Consider the following 15,698-nt stretch of genomic DNA (forward strand, 5'->3'; position numbering starts at 1 on the left):
GGCCTTTGGTTAAATGCTTCTTATGAATTCTTCTGGGATGGTCATTTTGAGTTTTTGCATAAACTCTAAAGTGCATTGTGGTGAGGTGATGCTGTCACGCAAGCCCATTTTTGTTTGATGCGTTGTTATGTTTTCTTTGCCTTCTCCATTAATCTTGACAAGAAAATCTATTTCTTTATCAGGGTCTGGGTAATCTGATTTTCCGCTATTTTCCATGCTGTTTTTTTTTGGAATTTCAATCATGAAGTAACTACTTTGATTAATAAGAGCCGTTACTTCATCCAAACTAATTTTTTTGTTTTTAACGAGATCAGTATCTGTATACTTGCTTAATTTGTTTGAGGTTATTATCAATGATAATGAAAAACATTTTTTTACTTCTTCTCTTTGTTTAAGTTGTGATCGAATAAATTGCGCTATTATTATCAATAATAATATAATCACCAAAACGGAAGGCGTTAAGTAATTATTTGATGTTGATTCGGTAATGTTTGATGTTGCATCAGTAATGTTTGATGTTGTATCAGCAATAGCGACTTCCATTATCATATTGATAGCAAGAAATGTATTTGCAAAAAAGATTTTTTTATTTTTAGAAAAAAGCATGTTCATGCCGCCTTAATGTTTTGTAAAATATTCATAAGTTCATTGGGTTTAATTTTGAGTTTTTCCCAGTAATCTATATTGGTGCTGTAATCTTTTTGAATTTCATCGAATGCTGTTTCATATTTTTCACCGAGATCATCCATGGTTGCATCTATATAACGAGTCATTTTTACTTCAATTTCTTCAAGATACTTTTTCGTAATTTCCACGCATGATTTGACAGAATTTTTTTCTATAGCATTCAAGTTCTTTATATATTCTTCATGTAATTTTGCTGTCGAAGGTATATCCGTATAAATTACACTTTGTGTCATAGTCCATAATCGCCAAGGATTTCTTCTTGAGCTTGGCTTGTCTTTTGTTAAGTCGTTTGTTAGATTGATGTGTAAGGCGTTATTAAATGCAATATCTTGTAAAATTAACGATGGAATTTTAATAGCTAGGCCAATGCTTCCTTCTTTTATTTTCTTATTAAGATATTCAAAAAAATTGAAAATAGTGCTTTCTAAAGACTCTCGAATCCTATGGTTTTCTCTTTTAGACTTTTCAATGTATATGTCATGCAATAATGAAGATAACTTCCCAGAAAAATCACTTAATCCTTTTTTTAGCCTGTCCATTTCTTCTGTTTTATTTTCTATAGAAGTGATTATTGTTCCTCTGTTGGCTATTTCGGTTGTATAACCTTTTCCCATCAAGTTTTTACAAATGACACTAAGTCTGTCTTGGTGTTTTGATGAAAGATAGTCTGCTTGTGTTCCTGAAAAATTAATTTTCCCTTGCTTCAATGATTGCATCGCGCCTTCTAATGCTCCTGACAACCACCTATTAATTTCTTCGGAAGCAGTATACAAAGGACTCAATGTACCTTCTGGTAGGGTTTGATAAAAACCTTGATGATTTTTAGTTGAGTTTATAATGTTGCGTAGCTCTTTCATCTCGTTCTCACCAACACTTGGCAAGTTTTCAATAGGCTGCATCAGCTCAGTATAAGAGCTTTCTAAAATAGCCAGTATGGCTTCGTGATCAGTGCGTAAGTTTTGCTCGACAATTTCGTAACCGTTGGTCATTATATCAATTTTGGCGTTACAACTATTAATAATGTCATTAAGAATAACCATTGTCCTGTCTTCAAAGGCTATCAATGTAGGGGTTATCACTAATTTGGAGAAATTATCATGAATATGCTGTCCTAATAAAGCATAGAAATCATTAGCGTAACTACTATTCCAAATGGCATTGCTAATGTTGCCGTACTCAACATCATTCCATTTTTTTACGGAACGTGGCAAATCTTCTTTGATTTTTTCAGGAATCATAAAGGCGAAATGATCGTTTATTTGTTCAGCCGCTGATGTTTTATTATTGTTTTCAGTGGTTTTTATCTGCCAAGCAAGCAGCGCTGGCAAACTACTTAATTTGCCGTATGATAATCGTTCCAATGATTGACGGTGTTCCGGTAGTCGCTCATGGATAATTTGCTTGATTTCTTCGATAGTTTGGTTAACTGCCTCCTGTTCACGTCGCTGCCAATCATAGTCTTTGCTGAACACATCAATCCGGTTTAATGCGAAAAGCATTCTAGCCGGTGATCCCCCCATGAGTTTGACCTGATCCAATACCTCTTCCATCAGGGATTGGCGTAACTTCTCATCGGTCTGTGCCATATCGTAAGTGACTATCGAAAGAGCCTGACGGCAATGCTGAATCACAGAACTATTGATTTGGTCATCCTGATTACGTTTTCCTGGCAGATCGATGATCTGGAACTGTGTGTTTTCAGGCAGATCACTTAAATTCAATAGTCCCGCATAAGGGAAAAAACAGGCAATTGGATATGTCAGTTCAATGATGGGACTTGATAAATCAACGTGTTGTTTTGCCCGATTGAATGAATCCATTGTGCTGGTGAGTTTCTCCCGAATTTCATTATCGTTCAGGTCTTGCCATTCACCACAGTCCCAAGTAGCATTTTCGGTTGATTGGATTTTTAAATGTCGCTGCCTTTTGCTGGAATGCTTAATGGTAACAATTCCAGCACTCATTTCACCAGCCATGCGCGGCATAATGTCTGCACCACATAATAAATTTACCAGTGTACTCTTGCCACTGCTGGTTGTGCCGGTGGTGGCAAGTGTTAACATTGGAGTAGTCAAGTCGGCGAGTAGCTTGTCTAATGCTTGTTCAAAGTGCGTATTGTGCGCTTTGAGTTCATCCGTATATCGCGAGTCGGATTTTTGAAATTCTTGGTAAATATTCTGCCAAATTTCGCGCATTCGTAGGGCTTTACTGCGTACTGTTGCAAACACTCCCTCTGACTTGTCGCTAACTAACTGCTCTGGTTCATTTTTTTCTAGGAACATGCGGGTTTTTCCTCGGGAGGGTTGTCCACATCGCAGTTAGCTAACAGTGCAATGTAGTGCTGTCTTACTCTGTATATTTTTTATATATGCGTAAATTTACCCGCTCTTTGATCTTAGATCTAGTCCCGTTTGTCTGATGAGCGTTTCCATAATTTACAATATTCTTAGTTGGGGACGATTAAGATGCTCTTAAATACTACTCTCCCTTTTCTGCCCAAAACGCCCGCATATCCGCATTATCCACGCGCTCATAAATCGCCTCGACCGCGACCGTGAGACCGATGGATTCGATGGAAACTTCAGAGCCGGGGTAGTAATACGAGGAGCGCCATGTCTCGCTGCGGCGTTGCACCACGACTTCGGCAATATCTTGTTCGATTAGCATGTATTTCAGCAAGCTGGGTAGGGCGAGGTATTCGGCGCGTTTTTCGGTTTTATCCTTGCGGTGGGTGCTACCAGATAACACCTCTACAATGAGAGTCGGGTTTTCGCGTACATAGGTATTTTGTGATGCATCATCTTCACATACCACCATTAAGTCGGGGTAACGAAAACGCTGTGCAGTGGTTTTAACCAGCATATCACTGGTCATGGGTTCACAAGGTTTGCCTCGCTGGTGACTCCAAATCAAAGCATACAAATTGCCAGCAATACGATTATGGTTGGCACCTGCCCTGCCATTGCGCACATCTTTCCATCGACGTACTCGTATTTTTGTTCGCTCTCGCGTTCACCTGCGAGGTAATTTTCTACGCTGATATAATCAAGTTGGCGTGCTAAGGGTGGCATAGGCTTTCTCCTGAACGTGTTTGGATTTGATATTAGCACAAGCGGGTAGCACCGGCTGGTCATGGTGTGCCAGTGCATCTGCCAACGACGGGTATTGCAAACTAACCCCCAGCTCAGACAGCAATTTGCTATTGCCAATGCGCCGCGATTCCTGCAAATACGACAACATTCCCGCGCTCATCGCAGCTTGCGCTTGTTCCATGCTGACTTGTGGCGGGCGCGGCAATCCGGCGAAATCCGCGACTTGGTTGAAGTAGTCGGTCATGGTGGACGGATGTCCATCCGTGGCGTTGTAAATCGCATCAAAGGGGGCGACCTCCATTGCGCGTTTACACACCATTGCCAAATCATCGGCGTGAATGCGGTTAGTCCACGGTGCTTCGGCAGCGTTTAACACCGGCTCACCGCGCCGCAAGCGTTCGAGCGGTAAGCGGTCGGTGGCATAAATGCCCGGTACGCGCAAAATCACCGTATCACCACGAAACCGTGCCGCCCACTCCTGCAACGCAGCTTCCGCATCCGCACGGCGTTTGGCACGGGCTGCGACGGGTTTGAGCGGTTCGTTTTCGTCAATCCATCGCCCCTCACAATCGCCGTAAACCCCAGTGGTGCTGATCAGCACGATTTTTCGCGGTGCAGCATCCATGCCTTTGAGGAAGCGGCGTAAGCGGTCATCGGTTTCGCCGGTGGGTTGCGGCGGCATAAACCAGTAAACCAAGGCTTCATCCAGCGCGAAAATCGAGAAATAGCTGCCGCGATCCACGTCACCTTTGCGCATGGCTAAACCTTGTGCCAAGCCCAACTGTAGGGATTCCTCACTGCGTACCCAGCCTATAGCCTTAGTACCCTCGTTTTGGTATAACCGTGCGACACGGCGACCTATATCGCCACAGCCCATAATCCACACTTTTTGGTTAGACGTATCCATGAACAACTCCCAATTCGATGCAGGCAGTATAAACGAAATCAAACCCGGCAAAACCAAACGTGTGGACGCTGCCAACGGTAAACGCATGTTGGTGTGCAATGTCGACGGCGAATTTTACGCGGTGGATGACCGCTGCACCCACGAAGATTCCTCGCTGTATCTGGGGTGCTTAAAAGGGGAGCGGATTCATTGCTCGTTACACGGGGGCGAATTCAGCGTAAAAACCGGCGCAGCCTTGGCAGAACCGGCGGAGATTGCGTTGCAAACTTATCCTGTGCGTATTGAGGATGGGCGGATTTTGATTAGTTGTTGAATACGGTCAGGATACGGCTGACGCGGAAAAGCCACTGCTTACATGCCAGCCGTTTGATCTGTGCGTAAATTTATCTCGCTTTCAAACGGTTGAGCTGTTTCCGCAACTGTTCTGCTGTTTTGCCTTCCACGGATTTCAGGATCGCTTCCCACCCTGCCAGATTGGTTTCCGCTCGTTCATCGCGTTGGCTATCCCAATCGGCTTGCAAAGCGTCCAGCGTGGTTTTCACCATTGCCAATGCGGGTTCAACGTATTTGCCCTTGGGGAAACGTTTTAGGTATTCACCTTCCGAACTTTGGCTGGCAACCGAATAACAGGACATAAACCCTTCACACTCACCGCCCAAAGCAGCATTGGCGGCATGGAACGCAATGGCATCGCCGATCGCGGCATTTTTGTATTTATCTGCCAACTTCCAAAAATGAGCGGCAGGAACCAGATAAGAACCCGAAACTTCATCGGCAAACACTTGGTCGCCCTGCGCTTTCAGCCAACTGGCATAAGGCTCAGCAGCGCGTTTTTCCTGCTCCATCGGCAGTGCATACGCGGCGATTTGCATAGCCCGCAAACGTGCCAACGCCAGTTCGCCTTGGGTTTCCGGGTCTGTGCTTTTGGCCGCAGCCGTTTTAGCGAAAGTCGCCAATTCAACCGCGTCGGAAAAACCCAGAGGTAAAGCATCACCCGTCAACACTTTATCTTCCTTGCCCAATTTCGCGCGAGTCAGCTCCAACCACGCCGCATCGGGATGAGCCGCATCAAAATCTTGGGTAAAGCCACCAAACACCCACCCGCTGACGGGGCTGGAAATCTGATACCAGTAAGCCGTATTACTGCCCACTTTCGCTTTCTCTTTGCTGCGTTGACTGACATCCACTACCGAACCCAAGGTCAGTTTGCCAACTTCTTTAGCACTGACTGATGGTGCATTACGCACCCTCACGCCTGCCCCAACCACAATTTTCTGTCCACTTGCAGCGACGGAAGCCTCCATTGCCGCAACAGGCAATACCATTGACAACCACAATACCGCTACCGCCAATAGCATCTTTTGCAGGGTGATTTTCATTACGTACTCTCCTTTAAACATTGGCTGGATTTGTTGCCGTTGTGATCAAGACTCCACCATCGGTGGCTTGGTGCATCGCTTGTTGGCATAAAGCGGCTAGTTGTTCTGGTGTGTCGGCATCACCGTGAGGAGGCTGACGTACAATCACAAGTTCACGCCCTGATTGTTGCGCCCAAGCTTTAGCAGCCTGTTCCGCATCAGCGTAACGTTGTTCGCGTGGGGTGTGCGCTGGCTCATCGCGGTGATGGCTTAACAGTAACAGGCGATCTATGGCTGTTCCGGCGGATAGTAAAAATCGGCGCAGGCGAATATCGCTGACACCGCGTGCGGGTGGGGGGGCGAACCAGAATACCCAAACATTTTCGCGGGTGTAAAACGGTTGGGTGCAACTGGAGTCTAATTTACCTTGGCGCAGGCGAACGCCATTGGCGAGTCCGGCTTCGAGTGCGGCGTTAGTCCTGACCCAGCCGATCACTTCCGGCACGTTTTCACGGTTGTAATATTGCGCGATGCAGCGTCCCAGCTTGCCGCAACACATAATCCATACACTCTCTGGCATGGTTTCACCTTTGGGGATTCCCTAATTGCTTGCTTTGAGAATACACCGAAACGCGCGAAAAGTGGTGAATGGATGATGGGGAATTTACCGCTGATTCAGGCTATTTGTCTTAAAGTTCACGGATTTTGTCGGGTTTTGGCGGATCAATGCACACCAGATTTGCTACGCTCTGCTTCACATGCACGCAAAAATATAAGGCAAGGTAGATATTATGCACACCGCGTTAATCGTTGAAGATATTCCTGAAACCGGGGAATGGTTACAAGCCTTATTGGAACGCGCATTTACAGGCGTTGCGGTGAAGGTTTGCCCGACATGTGCCGCCACACGCCAGTTTGTGAAAACCAATCCGGTCAGTTTAGCCTTGGTTGACATCAATCTGCCGGATGGTAATGGCTTGGATTTGATTGGTTGTATTCTCAAAACATCTCCTAACGCTTACATTATCACCAGCACCATTTTTGACGACGACGAACATATCATTACCGCATTACGTAATGGTGCGCACGGTTACTTGCTGAAAGATTCATCCGAGCAGGTGTTTATCCAGAAATTGCGCGGTATTTTGACCGGCGATCCGCCGCTTTCCCCCAGCATTGCCCGCCGTATCTTGCAATGTTTTTCACAACCCACCAACAAGTCAGCAACGGCAACCCCCAGCAATGCCGAAACCTCAGATGCTACCAGCCTCAGCCAGCGGGAACGCGATGTGTTGGTGTTGGTGGCAAAGGGTTTGAGCCGTAAAGAAGTGGCGGAATTGTTAGGGCTTTCGGGCAATACCGTGGCACGTTACATCCGCGATGTGTACCAAAAGCTCAATATTTCCAGCCGTGCCGAAGCTGCGGTGGAAGCCTGCCGCATGGGGTTGGTCAGCACCGAAGCTTCTTAAGGGTATGTTGAAAATCGGGCGCGACAAGTCACTCATTCCCGCCAATGTGTTTTTGCTGGCGTTGTTGTTTGTGGTGTTGGTCGAAGCGATGGTGTTGGGCGTGCGCTTGCAGCAGCCGTGGGTTGGGGTGCGTTTACAGATTCAGGGTGAACAACTGGCAGTCACGGCGGTGGATGCGGATTCGCCGTTGGTGGCTGAGTTGGCGGTGGGTGACGTGTTGTCGCATCTTGAGTTTCGTGGGGAACGCATTCCGCTGGAAAAAGCACTGCTGGTGTTGCCGCTGACTTTACGCACCTACGCGGATATTGATGCGCTGTTGGCAGTGCAAGGGCAATTGCAACAGGCATTTCTGGCGAATGAGCCGCTGGTGCTGGTCACGGCGGATGGGCGACGTAACGTGTTTAAGCCTGAGCCACACACGCACATTGACGACTTGCCGGGTGTGTTTTGGTGGCTGTTGCTTGCCAATGTGGTGGGGTTGATGTTGGGGGTGATCGTGTGGACGTACAGGCCCAATACGCTGGAAGCAAATAGCTTGCTGGTGGCGAGTCTTAGCTATTTTGTGGCTGAAAGTGTGTTCCGTATTGCGATCAGCAAAGAGTTTTACCTGCCGCCGCAACTGACGGCGACGATGGCGGGCATTGAGGCGGCGTGCTTCAATTTATTCATGACCAGCTTGTTCAGTATTTTGTGTTACTACCCGCGCCGGGTCGCGCCGCGTTGGTTATTGCCGGTTACGGCTACCGTGCTGTTGTTGCATTCGGTGAATTACCCCATGCGCTGGTGGGAAGTGCCGATCCACAGTTTTATGCTGCCCATCGTGCCGTTCGTGTTGTATGCGACGTGGTTGTTTTACAAACAGTGGCAGGGCGCAATCGGCAACCCGTTGAACCGCGCTACCTTGTTGATGCTGCAATTGTCGGTGTTATTACCCGTTTGGCTGATTATGTTACTCCACGCCATTCCGGTGATGTTGGGCGGCTCTGCCATTATTGGGGATGTGGCAACGCGCACCTTGTTGGTGGCAATTTTTGCAGGTTGGGCGGTGGGGATTCTGCGGTTTCGGCTGTTTGACATTGAATACTGGTGGCTGAAATCGCTGTTGTGGATTGTGGGTGGCAGTCTGGTGGTAGTGCTGGATATAGTGTTGGTGAGCGTTTTCCAAACTTCGACGACCTATGCTTTGGGCGGGGCGGTACTGCTCGCGGGTTTTTTGTATTTCCCGTTGCGCCAATGGCTGTTGGAAACCCTATTGCCGACAGAACGCCAGCCGCTGTTAGCCGCGCTACCGGCGTTTAGTCAGGTGATGGCGCAAGCTACTTCGCTGGTAGAATTTGAGCAGCGTTGGCGCGAAACGTTGCTGCAACGCCTTCATCCGTTGCATTGGGAAATTTACCCCGAAGCGATTTCCCACACCGCACTGTCGGATAACGGAATGCACTTGCTGATTCCAACACTCGCGGCGAATCATGCGTATCAATTCAGCGGTAAACAACGCGCCTCGCGCCTGTTCAACTCAGCGGATGTCAAAAACGTTGATGCGCTTTTGACCATTGCACGTATGGCAAGCAGTGCCAGTGAAACCCGCCAGCAAGCGATTTTCGAGGAACGCCAGCGCATTATGCGTGACCTGCACGATAGCCTCGGTGCGAAACTGCTAACCCTCACCCACAAGCTGGCTGACCCGGAAGGTAAGGAGGCAGCCAAGCAAGCCCTGATGACGTTGCGCGATACCATTCGTTTATCGCTGAAAACCTCACCACTCAAACTCGAAGACCATTTGGCAGATTGGCGGGCAGAACAAACCGATCGCACTGAAGCCGCTGGTGTTCATTTAACTTGGAAACAAACCGGACAGCTTGAGCAACACCTGCTTACCTCCAAGCAAGTGCTGGAAATTACCCAACTGTTACGCGAAGCGGTCAACAATGCCTTGAAACATGCCGCCCCGCAAGTGCTCAGTCTGCAATTCACCCTGCAACACGGGCAGTTACACATCCTCATCGGCAATGACGGCAAGGTTTCTGACCCGCAAGGCTGGCGGGCAGGGACGGGGTTAAGCAGCTTGCGTAACCGTACCCGGCAACTCGGTGGTGACATCCAGTTCCAGTTACGCCCGGAGCCGCGCCCGCATAATCGGGTGCAAATCCGTATCCCGCTGCAATCACCGTCGCAAGCGCATGAATAAAGCGATACTTACCCCGGCGAATGTGTTGTTAGCGGTGCTGCTGTTTGTCGCGTTTGCACAAATGACCGCCGTTTATTTGCTGATGCAAACTCCTTGGACGGGGATTAATGCGGTGGCTGGTACGCTACCCGACACCGTGGTGGTTGAGTCGATAGACGCGGATTCTCCCGCTGCTGGCAAGTTATCCGTTGGCGAAGTTCTGACCGGGGTGCAAACCGCGCAAGGGTTGCTGAAACTCGCGCCGTTGCTTTACGATTTTCCGCCGCTGTCACCTGCCACGTTTGCGCAATTGGATGCGTTTTATCAACGGCAAGCGACGTTACACCGCGCTTTTACTGATCCGGTGGGAGTGACGTTCGTTACGGTGACTGGGGAAAATGTTACCTTGACACCGCTGCTTTACACCCCGTTGTCTGCCTTGCCATTGACATTTTGGTTGCTGAGTTTAATCAATTTGATTTCACCTTTGGTGGGCGTATTGGTGTGGACGTATCGCCCTAATCAGCAAGCGTCGGCGTTGTTGCTGATGCACGGGCTATTTTATTACCTGTTTGTGATGGGTGGCGTATGTGTGGTGGCATCGGAATTTTATTTGCCACCGGAGATTTTGCAGCAGGTGTTGCTGTTGCAAGTGGCGGGGATCGGCATCGCCGCGCCACTGATGGTGCTGATTTTGTGTTACGCGCCATCGCCGTTGGTACGCGGAAATTGGCTGTTATGGCTTACCTTGGGTGGGTCGGCTTTAACCATCGTCAACTACCATTACCACTGGTTTGAATCGCCGGGGCATATGTATTACTCGCAACATCCGTTGATTTACATCGGGGCATCCATTGCGATCATCCTGCAATGGCGACGCACCCGCCAACAACCGGTCGAACGCGCTGCCTTGCTGGTTCTCGCTACTTCGTTTATGTTGCCTAGCACCCTGATTGTGGCGATACACGTTATCCCTATTTTGTTCGGGAAACTGCCGTTGGTGGGGAATACGATCATATTGATGCTATTCCTATTGATTGCAGTAGGGTTGGCGGTGGGCATTTTGCGCTACCGCTTGTTTGATATTGAATTTTGGTGGTTGAAATCGCTGTTGTGGTTACTCGGCGGCTGTTTGGTGGCGGCGATTGATTTGAGTGTCACCGCGTTGTTCCAGCTCTCTGATAGTTACGCGCTGGGCATTTCGGTGATTATTGCAGGCTTTTTGTATTTCCCGCTGCGTCAATGGTTGCTGGGGAAAGTGATTCCGGCGGAAAAGCAAAACTTGCAGGATTTCCTGCCCGCGTTTAGCAGCAGCTTGTCGGATGCGGTTTCCCAAGACACCTTTGAGCAACGCTGGTTGGAATCGCTGCAACAACGTTTTCACCCGCTGCATCTGGAGCCCTTACCTGAAACCATTACGCACACCCAGCTATCGGATAATGGCTTGCACCTGCAAATCCCCAGTCTCGATAACACCCGCTCTTACCGGCTCAGTGGTAAACAACGCGCCGCGCGTTTGTTCCACAAAACCGACGTAAAAAACACCGAATCGCTGCTGACCGTAGCGCGGATGGCAAGCAACGCCAGCGAAATGCGCCAGCAAGCCATTATGGAAGAGCGGCGGCGCATTATGCACGACCTGCACGACAGCTTGGGTTCAAAACTGCTGACCTTGACCCATCAGCTACCCGACCCCAACCACAAGGAATCTGCTAAACAAGCCCTGATGACCTTGCGCGATACTATCCGTTTATCGCTGAAAACCACGCCGTTACGTTTGGAAGACCACCTAGCCGATTGGCGGGCAGAAATTGCCGAACGCGCCGATGCAGCAGGTGTCACCCTGCATTGGCAGCAAACCGGTGACGCAAGTATTCATGCTTTAACCCCTAAACTGGTGTTGGAAATCACGCAACTGTTACGCGAAACCGTCAGCAATGCCTTGAAGCACGCCGCACCCGCACAACTCAGCCTGCGCTTCCAGATGGATGCCAGCACTTTACAGATTTTGGTGGGCAATGACGGGCGGGTTTCTGATCCTGCAACCTGGAAAGCAGGGACGGGGTTAGGCTCGATTCAAACACGGATTGCGCGGCTGGGCGGTGATGTTAGGTTTGAATTGCGTGATAAGCCCAAATTGCATAATCGGGTGGTGTTACGCATCCCCTTAATCTGAAATAAACCACAGCTAATCAGTAAAAGCTGGCATTCACAGTAAAAATAAAAGATCATAAATTCTTTACTATTCAAATTGATACATTCGTTTAGATAGTTATATTGGCCTTGCTTTCCCGTCACAATAGCTCCATCACCTCAATAATGTATGGAGACTACCAATGCAAACCGCACGCACTTTTTCCCTGCCTTTATTCGCTGCTTTAGGCTTCGCTACCTTAGCCCCTGCTGCCTATGCTTTCCAGCTTTCACCCGTGGTTGCCGCGCTGGAGCCAACCGGTCCGAAAGCCGAACAGGTGTATCTGCTCACCAACAGTTCCCAAAAACCTGCCGCGATCCAGTTTGATGTTACTACTCGCCAACAGCGCAGCGATGGTTCAGAAACTCGCCAAGCTGCGAATAACCATTTCAGCGTGCAACCGTCGCAAGTGGTGATTCCGGCGGGTGGCACGCAAAAAGTCAAAGTGAAATGGCAAGGCGGTAATGTCAGCCGCGAACAAGCCTACCGTTTCATTGCCAAACAAGTGCCGGTCAAACTCGAACAAGGCGGCGACATTAGCATCAATGTGGTAATGACGATGGAAGGTGCGCTTTACGTCAAGCCGGGTACGGGCAACAGCGCACCCGCCGCCAGCAAAGGTGACGATTACACCCCAACCCGCGAAGAAATGGCCGCCACCGAAGCCGCCGCCAACCAAACCAGCACTACCCCTGCGATGTTGCAAGTGCAAGATATACGCAAACAAGGGCAATATCTGGTTATCAGCGTGCATAACCCCGCGCAAGAACACATCATTCTCAATGCCACCCGTTTGCAACTTAAGGCAGGCATCAAAACATTGAACCTGAGCGGGCAGCAACTCGGCAATCTACAAGGGCAAAACCTGTTGGGCGGCGCGACTCGCCACTTCCAAATGCCACTGCCTGCTGGATTTGATGAGCGCGTCCAGTGGCAGGGGCAATTGGCAGCCGGTCGCTAACCGCTGCCGATTAACACCATGAAAGCCCTGAACCCTCATCTTTGGCTTTACCTCTCCCCGTTGCTGCTGGCGACGGGGGCGAGTCATGCCAATATTGCTGCGAATGGCAACAGCGAAGAAGAGTTGGACGCGCTGTTTCGGGAAGCCTTCGGTAAAGAAAACGAGCAACTTCCCGGCGAACTCGAAGCCGAGTTGCGGGTGAATGGCAATGTTCAAGGCACAATCCTCGCCCGCACCAATGGCAAAACCATTACCCAATTGCAGCGCGAGGCATTGCTACCCAAATTACGCCCTTACCTGAAAGAATCCTTGCTCAAATCGCTGGAAAAAAACGCGGCTAACAGCGGTTGGCTCAGTGCCAGCGCACTTGAAGCGGCGGGTATCCGCACCCATTACGACATTCAAGAATTAGCCGTCGCGGTCAAAATCGACAAAAAAAGCATGAACCGGCGGATGCGCTCGTTACTCAGTGCGTTACCCGGTGACAAGCAGCACGTTATTCCCGAACGCTTGGCTGACCCTGCTAAAGTCAGCGGTTACATCAATCTTAGCAGTGGGATTTTGCAAGATTTCAGCAATAGCAGCGCGGAACCCAGCCTCAATGTGCGGGCGGAAAGCGCGGTCAATGTCCACGGCTTTGTGCTGGAAAATCAACACACCTACCAACACGGCACGAACGGCAAACCGGGTAAGTTGACCCGCGATTACACCCGCTTGGTCATCGACGATGCGGAAGAGGAACACCGCTATCGCATTGGCGACATCAGCACTGAAAGTCGCAATTTCCAAGGCTCGTTACCCCTCGGCGGGGTGCAAGTGACGCGTGATTTGACTTGGGCAAGCTCACGCGAATACACCCCGCAAGGCAACCAGCGTTTCAGCCTGAGCAGCCCCGCCGAAGTCGATATTTACCTTGATGGACGCTTACACCGCAGTGTGCGCTTACAAGCAGGGGAACACGAGTTGGCGGAACTCGACGCACTCGGCGGCACTAGCGTCAAGCTGCGCATCAAAGACGATCTTGGCAAAATCACCACGCAAGAATTCAGCCGCTTTACCGACAGCCGCTTGTTAAGCCCGGAATTTTCGCGCTATTCCATTAGCGTCGGTTTCCCCTCGCGCCGCGAAGCCGACCAGCTCAAATACGACACCAAACGCCCGGTTGCCAGTGCCTATTACCAGCAAGGTGTGACCGAGAACCTCACCGCCGGGGTCGATGTGCAAACCGACGGTAAGGCGCATCAAGTGGGCGGCGACATTATTTGGGCAACGGAAATCGGTAATGTCACCGCTGGGGTCAGCCACAGCCAAAGCCGCAACGGCAAAAAAGGGCAGGCGGCACGGGTGCAAATCAGCCGCCGCCCCGATAACCGTGGGGAAGGCGACAAACAACACCCGATCCAGTGGGATATTGCCGCCGAACGCTTCACACCCGATTACCAAAATCTCAATCCGCAAGACGACGGTACGACGACTACCACCTCCACTCAGGCGGTTAAGCAGCAACTCAATGCCAGTGTCAGCAAAGCGTTTAGCGACCGCACCAGTGGCAATCTTGGGGTGGCGCACACCACCCAACACGATGGCAAAACCCGCACCAATCTCAATGCCGGGGTGAGTACCCGTTTGGGTAAAAACCTCAACGTGTCGGTGTATGGCTCGCAAAGCCGCGATGCCAAGGGTGCGGCGGATATGTCGGTGCGGGTCGGTTTCAGTATGCCGCTGGATGCTACCGCTTCCGGGCGTGGGCAATCGGTGAGCGGTTCGCACGATGATAAAGGGCGTTCGCAACTGGCATACCGCATTTCCGGCAAGCGTAAGCGCGGGGTGGACAGTTTGAGCGGCGGGGTGCGCTTGCAAAATGAGCGCGGCAACACTGGGTTGGGGGCGGATGTGCGCTACCAAGGCGAAGCATTTGACGCGAATTTATCCATCACGCCGCAGCTTGCCAGCAGCAAAGTGGGTTACAGCGGTTCGGCGAATGTGAATACCGCGATTGTGTTTGCTGACGGTGCGGTGGCGATGAGTCGCCCGGTGCATGACAGTTTCGCCATCCTCGAACCGCCGGAAGGTTTGGAACACCCAATGGCAGCCAGCCGTGGCAAGAATTTATTCCAACGCAAAGAAAACACGCTCGACAGCTTGCCGGAGCGTTACGACGCGGTGATGCAACCGGGCAGCAAAGCGGTGCTGAATAACCTCGCTTCGTACCAAGTGCAACATGTCAGCAGCGACAGCGCGGTATTGCCGGAAGGCTTTGACCTCGACGCTACCGAGTTTGATGTCATGCCCGATTACAAAAGCGGCTATCGCGTGAAAGTGGGCGGGGAACGCGGCGCAATGTTAGAAGCGCATTTAGCCGATGCCAGCGGGCAACCGCTCAAGCTGCAAGGCGGGCAATTGATCGCGCTGGATGCCAAACAGGGTGGTAAACCTATCCCATTTTTCACCGACGAGGACGGCGTAATGCGCTTATCGCACATCCGCCAAGGCAATTACCGCGTCGAACTGTTTTCCCTGCCGGATTTGCGCAACCCGCCGATACGGGTCACGGGCAAACCCGGCGAAACCCAAACGCTGGACTTGAGGGCAACCTCGTGAAACACCCCGACCCAGCTATTTACTCTCCCCTAAACCTTTGTACAGGAGTACATACCATGAAAAAGCAACTCATTATTGCCGCTATCGCCTGCGCTGTAAGCGGCGCGGCTTTCGCCGCTACTGAAGGTAGCCATACTATTAATCTGTATGCTACGCCTGATGTACCAGAATTCAGATTAAATGGTAGTGCTGTCACCGGAACAACACAAACCGATCTTAGTTTTGATTAATTATCTAGCGTTCATGATACCATCACGAAATC

13 protein-coding genes are annotated in these 15,698 nt (G+C 50.1%); 7 read left to right on the forward strand and 6 right to left on the reverse strand.

Going from position 1 to position 15,698, the window contains the following annotated elements; genetic code table 11:
• Window positions 1-9: 9 nt before the first annotated feature.
• The 4 genes from J9260_RS00835 to J9260_RS00850 form a co-directional block, all read right to left on the reverse strand.
• On the reverse strand, window positions 10-606 hold the full coding sequence (locus J9260_RS00835) for a hypothetical protein (RefSeq protein WP_210219178.1): 597 nt from the start codon (window positions 604-606) through the stop codon (window positions 10-12).
• Window positions 607-608: 2 nt separating this feature from the next.
• Window positions 609-2,969 carry a dynamin family protein gene (locus J9260_RS00840; protein WP_210219179.1) on the reverse strand — a complete coding sequence of 787 codons (2,361 nt, stop codon included), beginning with the start codon at window positions 2,967-2,969 and terminating at the stop codon, window positions 609-611.
• Between the two features lie 196 nt (window positions 2,970-3,165).
• Entirely contained in the window at window positions 3,166-3,657 is a 492-nt protein-coding gene (locus J9260_RS00845; protein ID WP_246499555.1) for a Uma2 family endonuclease, read from the reverse strand.
• A gap of 75 nt (window positions 3,658-3,732) precedes the next feature.
• Window positions 3,733-4,686: a Rossmann-fold NAD(P)-binding domain-containing protein gene (locus tag J9260_RS00850; RefSeq protein ID WP_246499557.1), complete on the reverse strand. Its 954-nt coding sequence runs from the start codon at window positions 4,684-4,686 to the stop codon at window positions 3,733-3,735.
• On the opposite strand from J9260_RS00850, the gene J9260_RS00855 reads away from it, so the two are divergent.
• On the forward strand, window positions 4,685-4,999 hold the full coding sequence (locus tag J9260_RS00855) for a non-heme iron oxygenase ferredoxin subunit (protein WP_210219180.1): 315 nt from the start codon (window positions 4,685-4,687) through the stop codon (window positions 4,997-4,999). The genes J9260_RS00850 and J9260_RS00855 overlap by 2 nt on opposite strands.
• 70 nt (window positions 5,000-5,069) lie before the next feature.
• On the opposite strand, the gene J9260_RS00860 is transcribed toward J9260_RS00855, so the two are convergent.
• Together J9260_RS00860 and J9260_RS00865 are read right to left on the reverse strand one after the other, a co-directional pair.
• Window positions 5,070-6,065 carry an SH3 domain-containing protein gene (locus J9260_RS00860; protein WP_210219181.1) on the reverse strand — a complete coding sequence of 332 codons (996 nt, stop codon included), beginning with the start codon at window positions 6,063-6,065 and terminating at the stop codon, window positions 5,070-5,072.
• A gap of 13 nt (window positions 6,066-6,078) precedes the next feature.
• The gene (locus tag J9260_RS00865; protein WP_210219182.1) at window positions 6,079-6,624 is read right to left on the reverse strand and encodes a hypothetical protein; all 546 of its coding nucleotides are present in this window, start codon (window positions 6,622-6,624) and stop codon (window positions 6,079-6,081) included.
• A gap of 211 nt (window positions 6,625-6,835) precedes the next feature.
• Here J9260_RS00865 and J9260_RS00870 point away from each other — a divergent pair, with 211 nt between their 5' ends.
• From J9260_RS00870 to J9260_RS00895, 6 genes are all read left to right on the forward strand, one after another.
• A complete protein-coding gene (locus tag J9260_RS00870) occupies window positions 6,836-7,513 on the forward strand; it encodes a response regulator (RefSeq protein WP_210219183.1) in 678 nt (225 codons plus the stop codon).
• 4 nt (window positions 7,514-7,517) lie between these two features.
• The gene (locus J9260_RS00875) at window positions 7,518-9,701 is read left to right on the forward strand and encodes a sensor histidine kinase (protein WP_210219184.1); all 2,184 of its coding nucleotides are present in this window, start codon (window positions 7,518-7,520) and stop codon (window positions 9,699-9,701) included.
• Window positions 9,694-11,856 carry a sensor histidine kinase gene (locus J9260_RS00880; protein ID WP_210219185.1) on the forward strand — a complete coding sequence of 721 codons (2,163 nt, stop codon included), beginning with the start codon at window positions 9,694-9,696 and terminating at the stop codon, window positions 11,854-11,856. The genes J9260_RS00875 and J9260_RS00880 overlap by 8 nt, the downstream gene beginning before the upstream one ends.
• 160 nt (window positions 11,857-12,016) lie before the next feature.
• Window positions 12,017-12,835, forward strand: a complete 819-nt coding sequence (locus J9260_RS00885; protein ID WP_210219186.1) for a fimbria/pilus periplasmic chaperone — start codon at window positions 12,017-12,019, stop codon at window positions 12,833-12,835.
• An 18-nt stretch (window positions 12,836-12,853) separates the two neighbouring features.
• Window positions 12,854-15,436, forward strand: coding sequence for a fimbria/pilus outer membrane usher protein (locus J9260_RS00890; protein WP_210219187.1), 2,583 nt, complete (start codon window positions 12,854-12,856; stop codon window positions 15,434-15,436).
• A 56-nt stretch (window positions 15,437-15,492) separates the two neighbouring features.
• Entirely contained in the window at window positions 15,493-15,666 is a 174-nt protein-coding gene (locus J9260_RS00895) for a hypothetical protein (protein WP_210219188.1), read from the forward strand.
• Window positions 15,667-15,698: the final 32 nt, after the last annotated feature.

The organism is Thiothrix unzii (assembly GCF_017901175.1).
Lineage (GTDB): Bacteria > Pseudomonadota > Gammaproteobacteria > Thiotrichales > Thiotrichaceae > Thiothrix > Thiothrix unzii.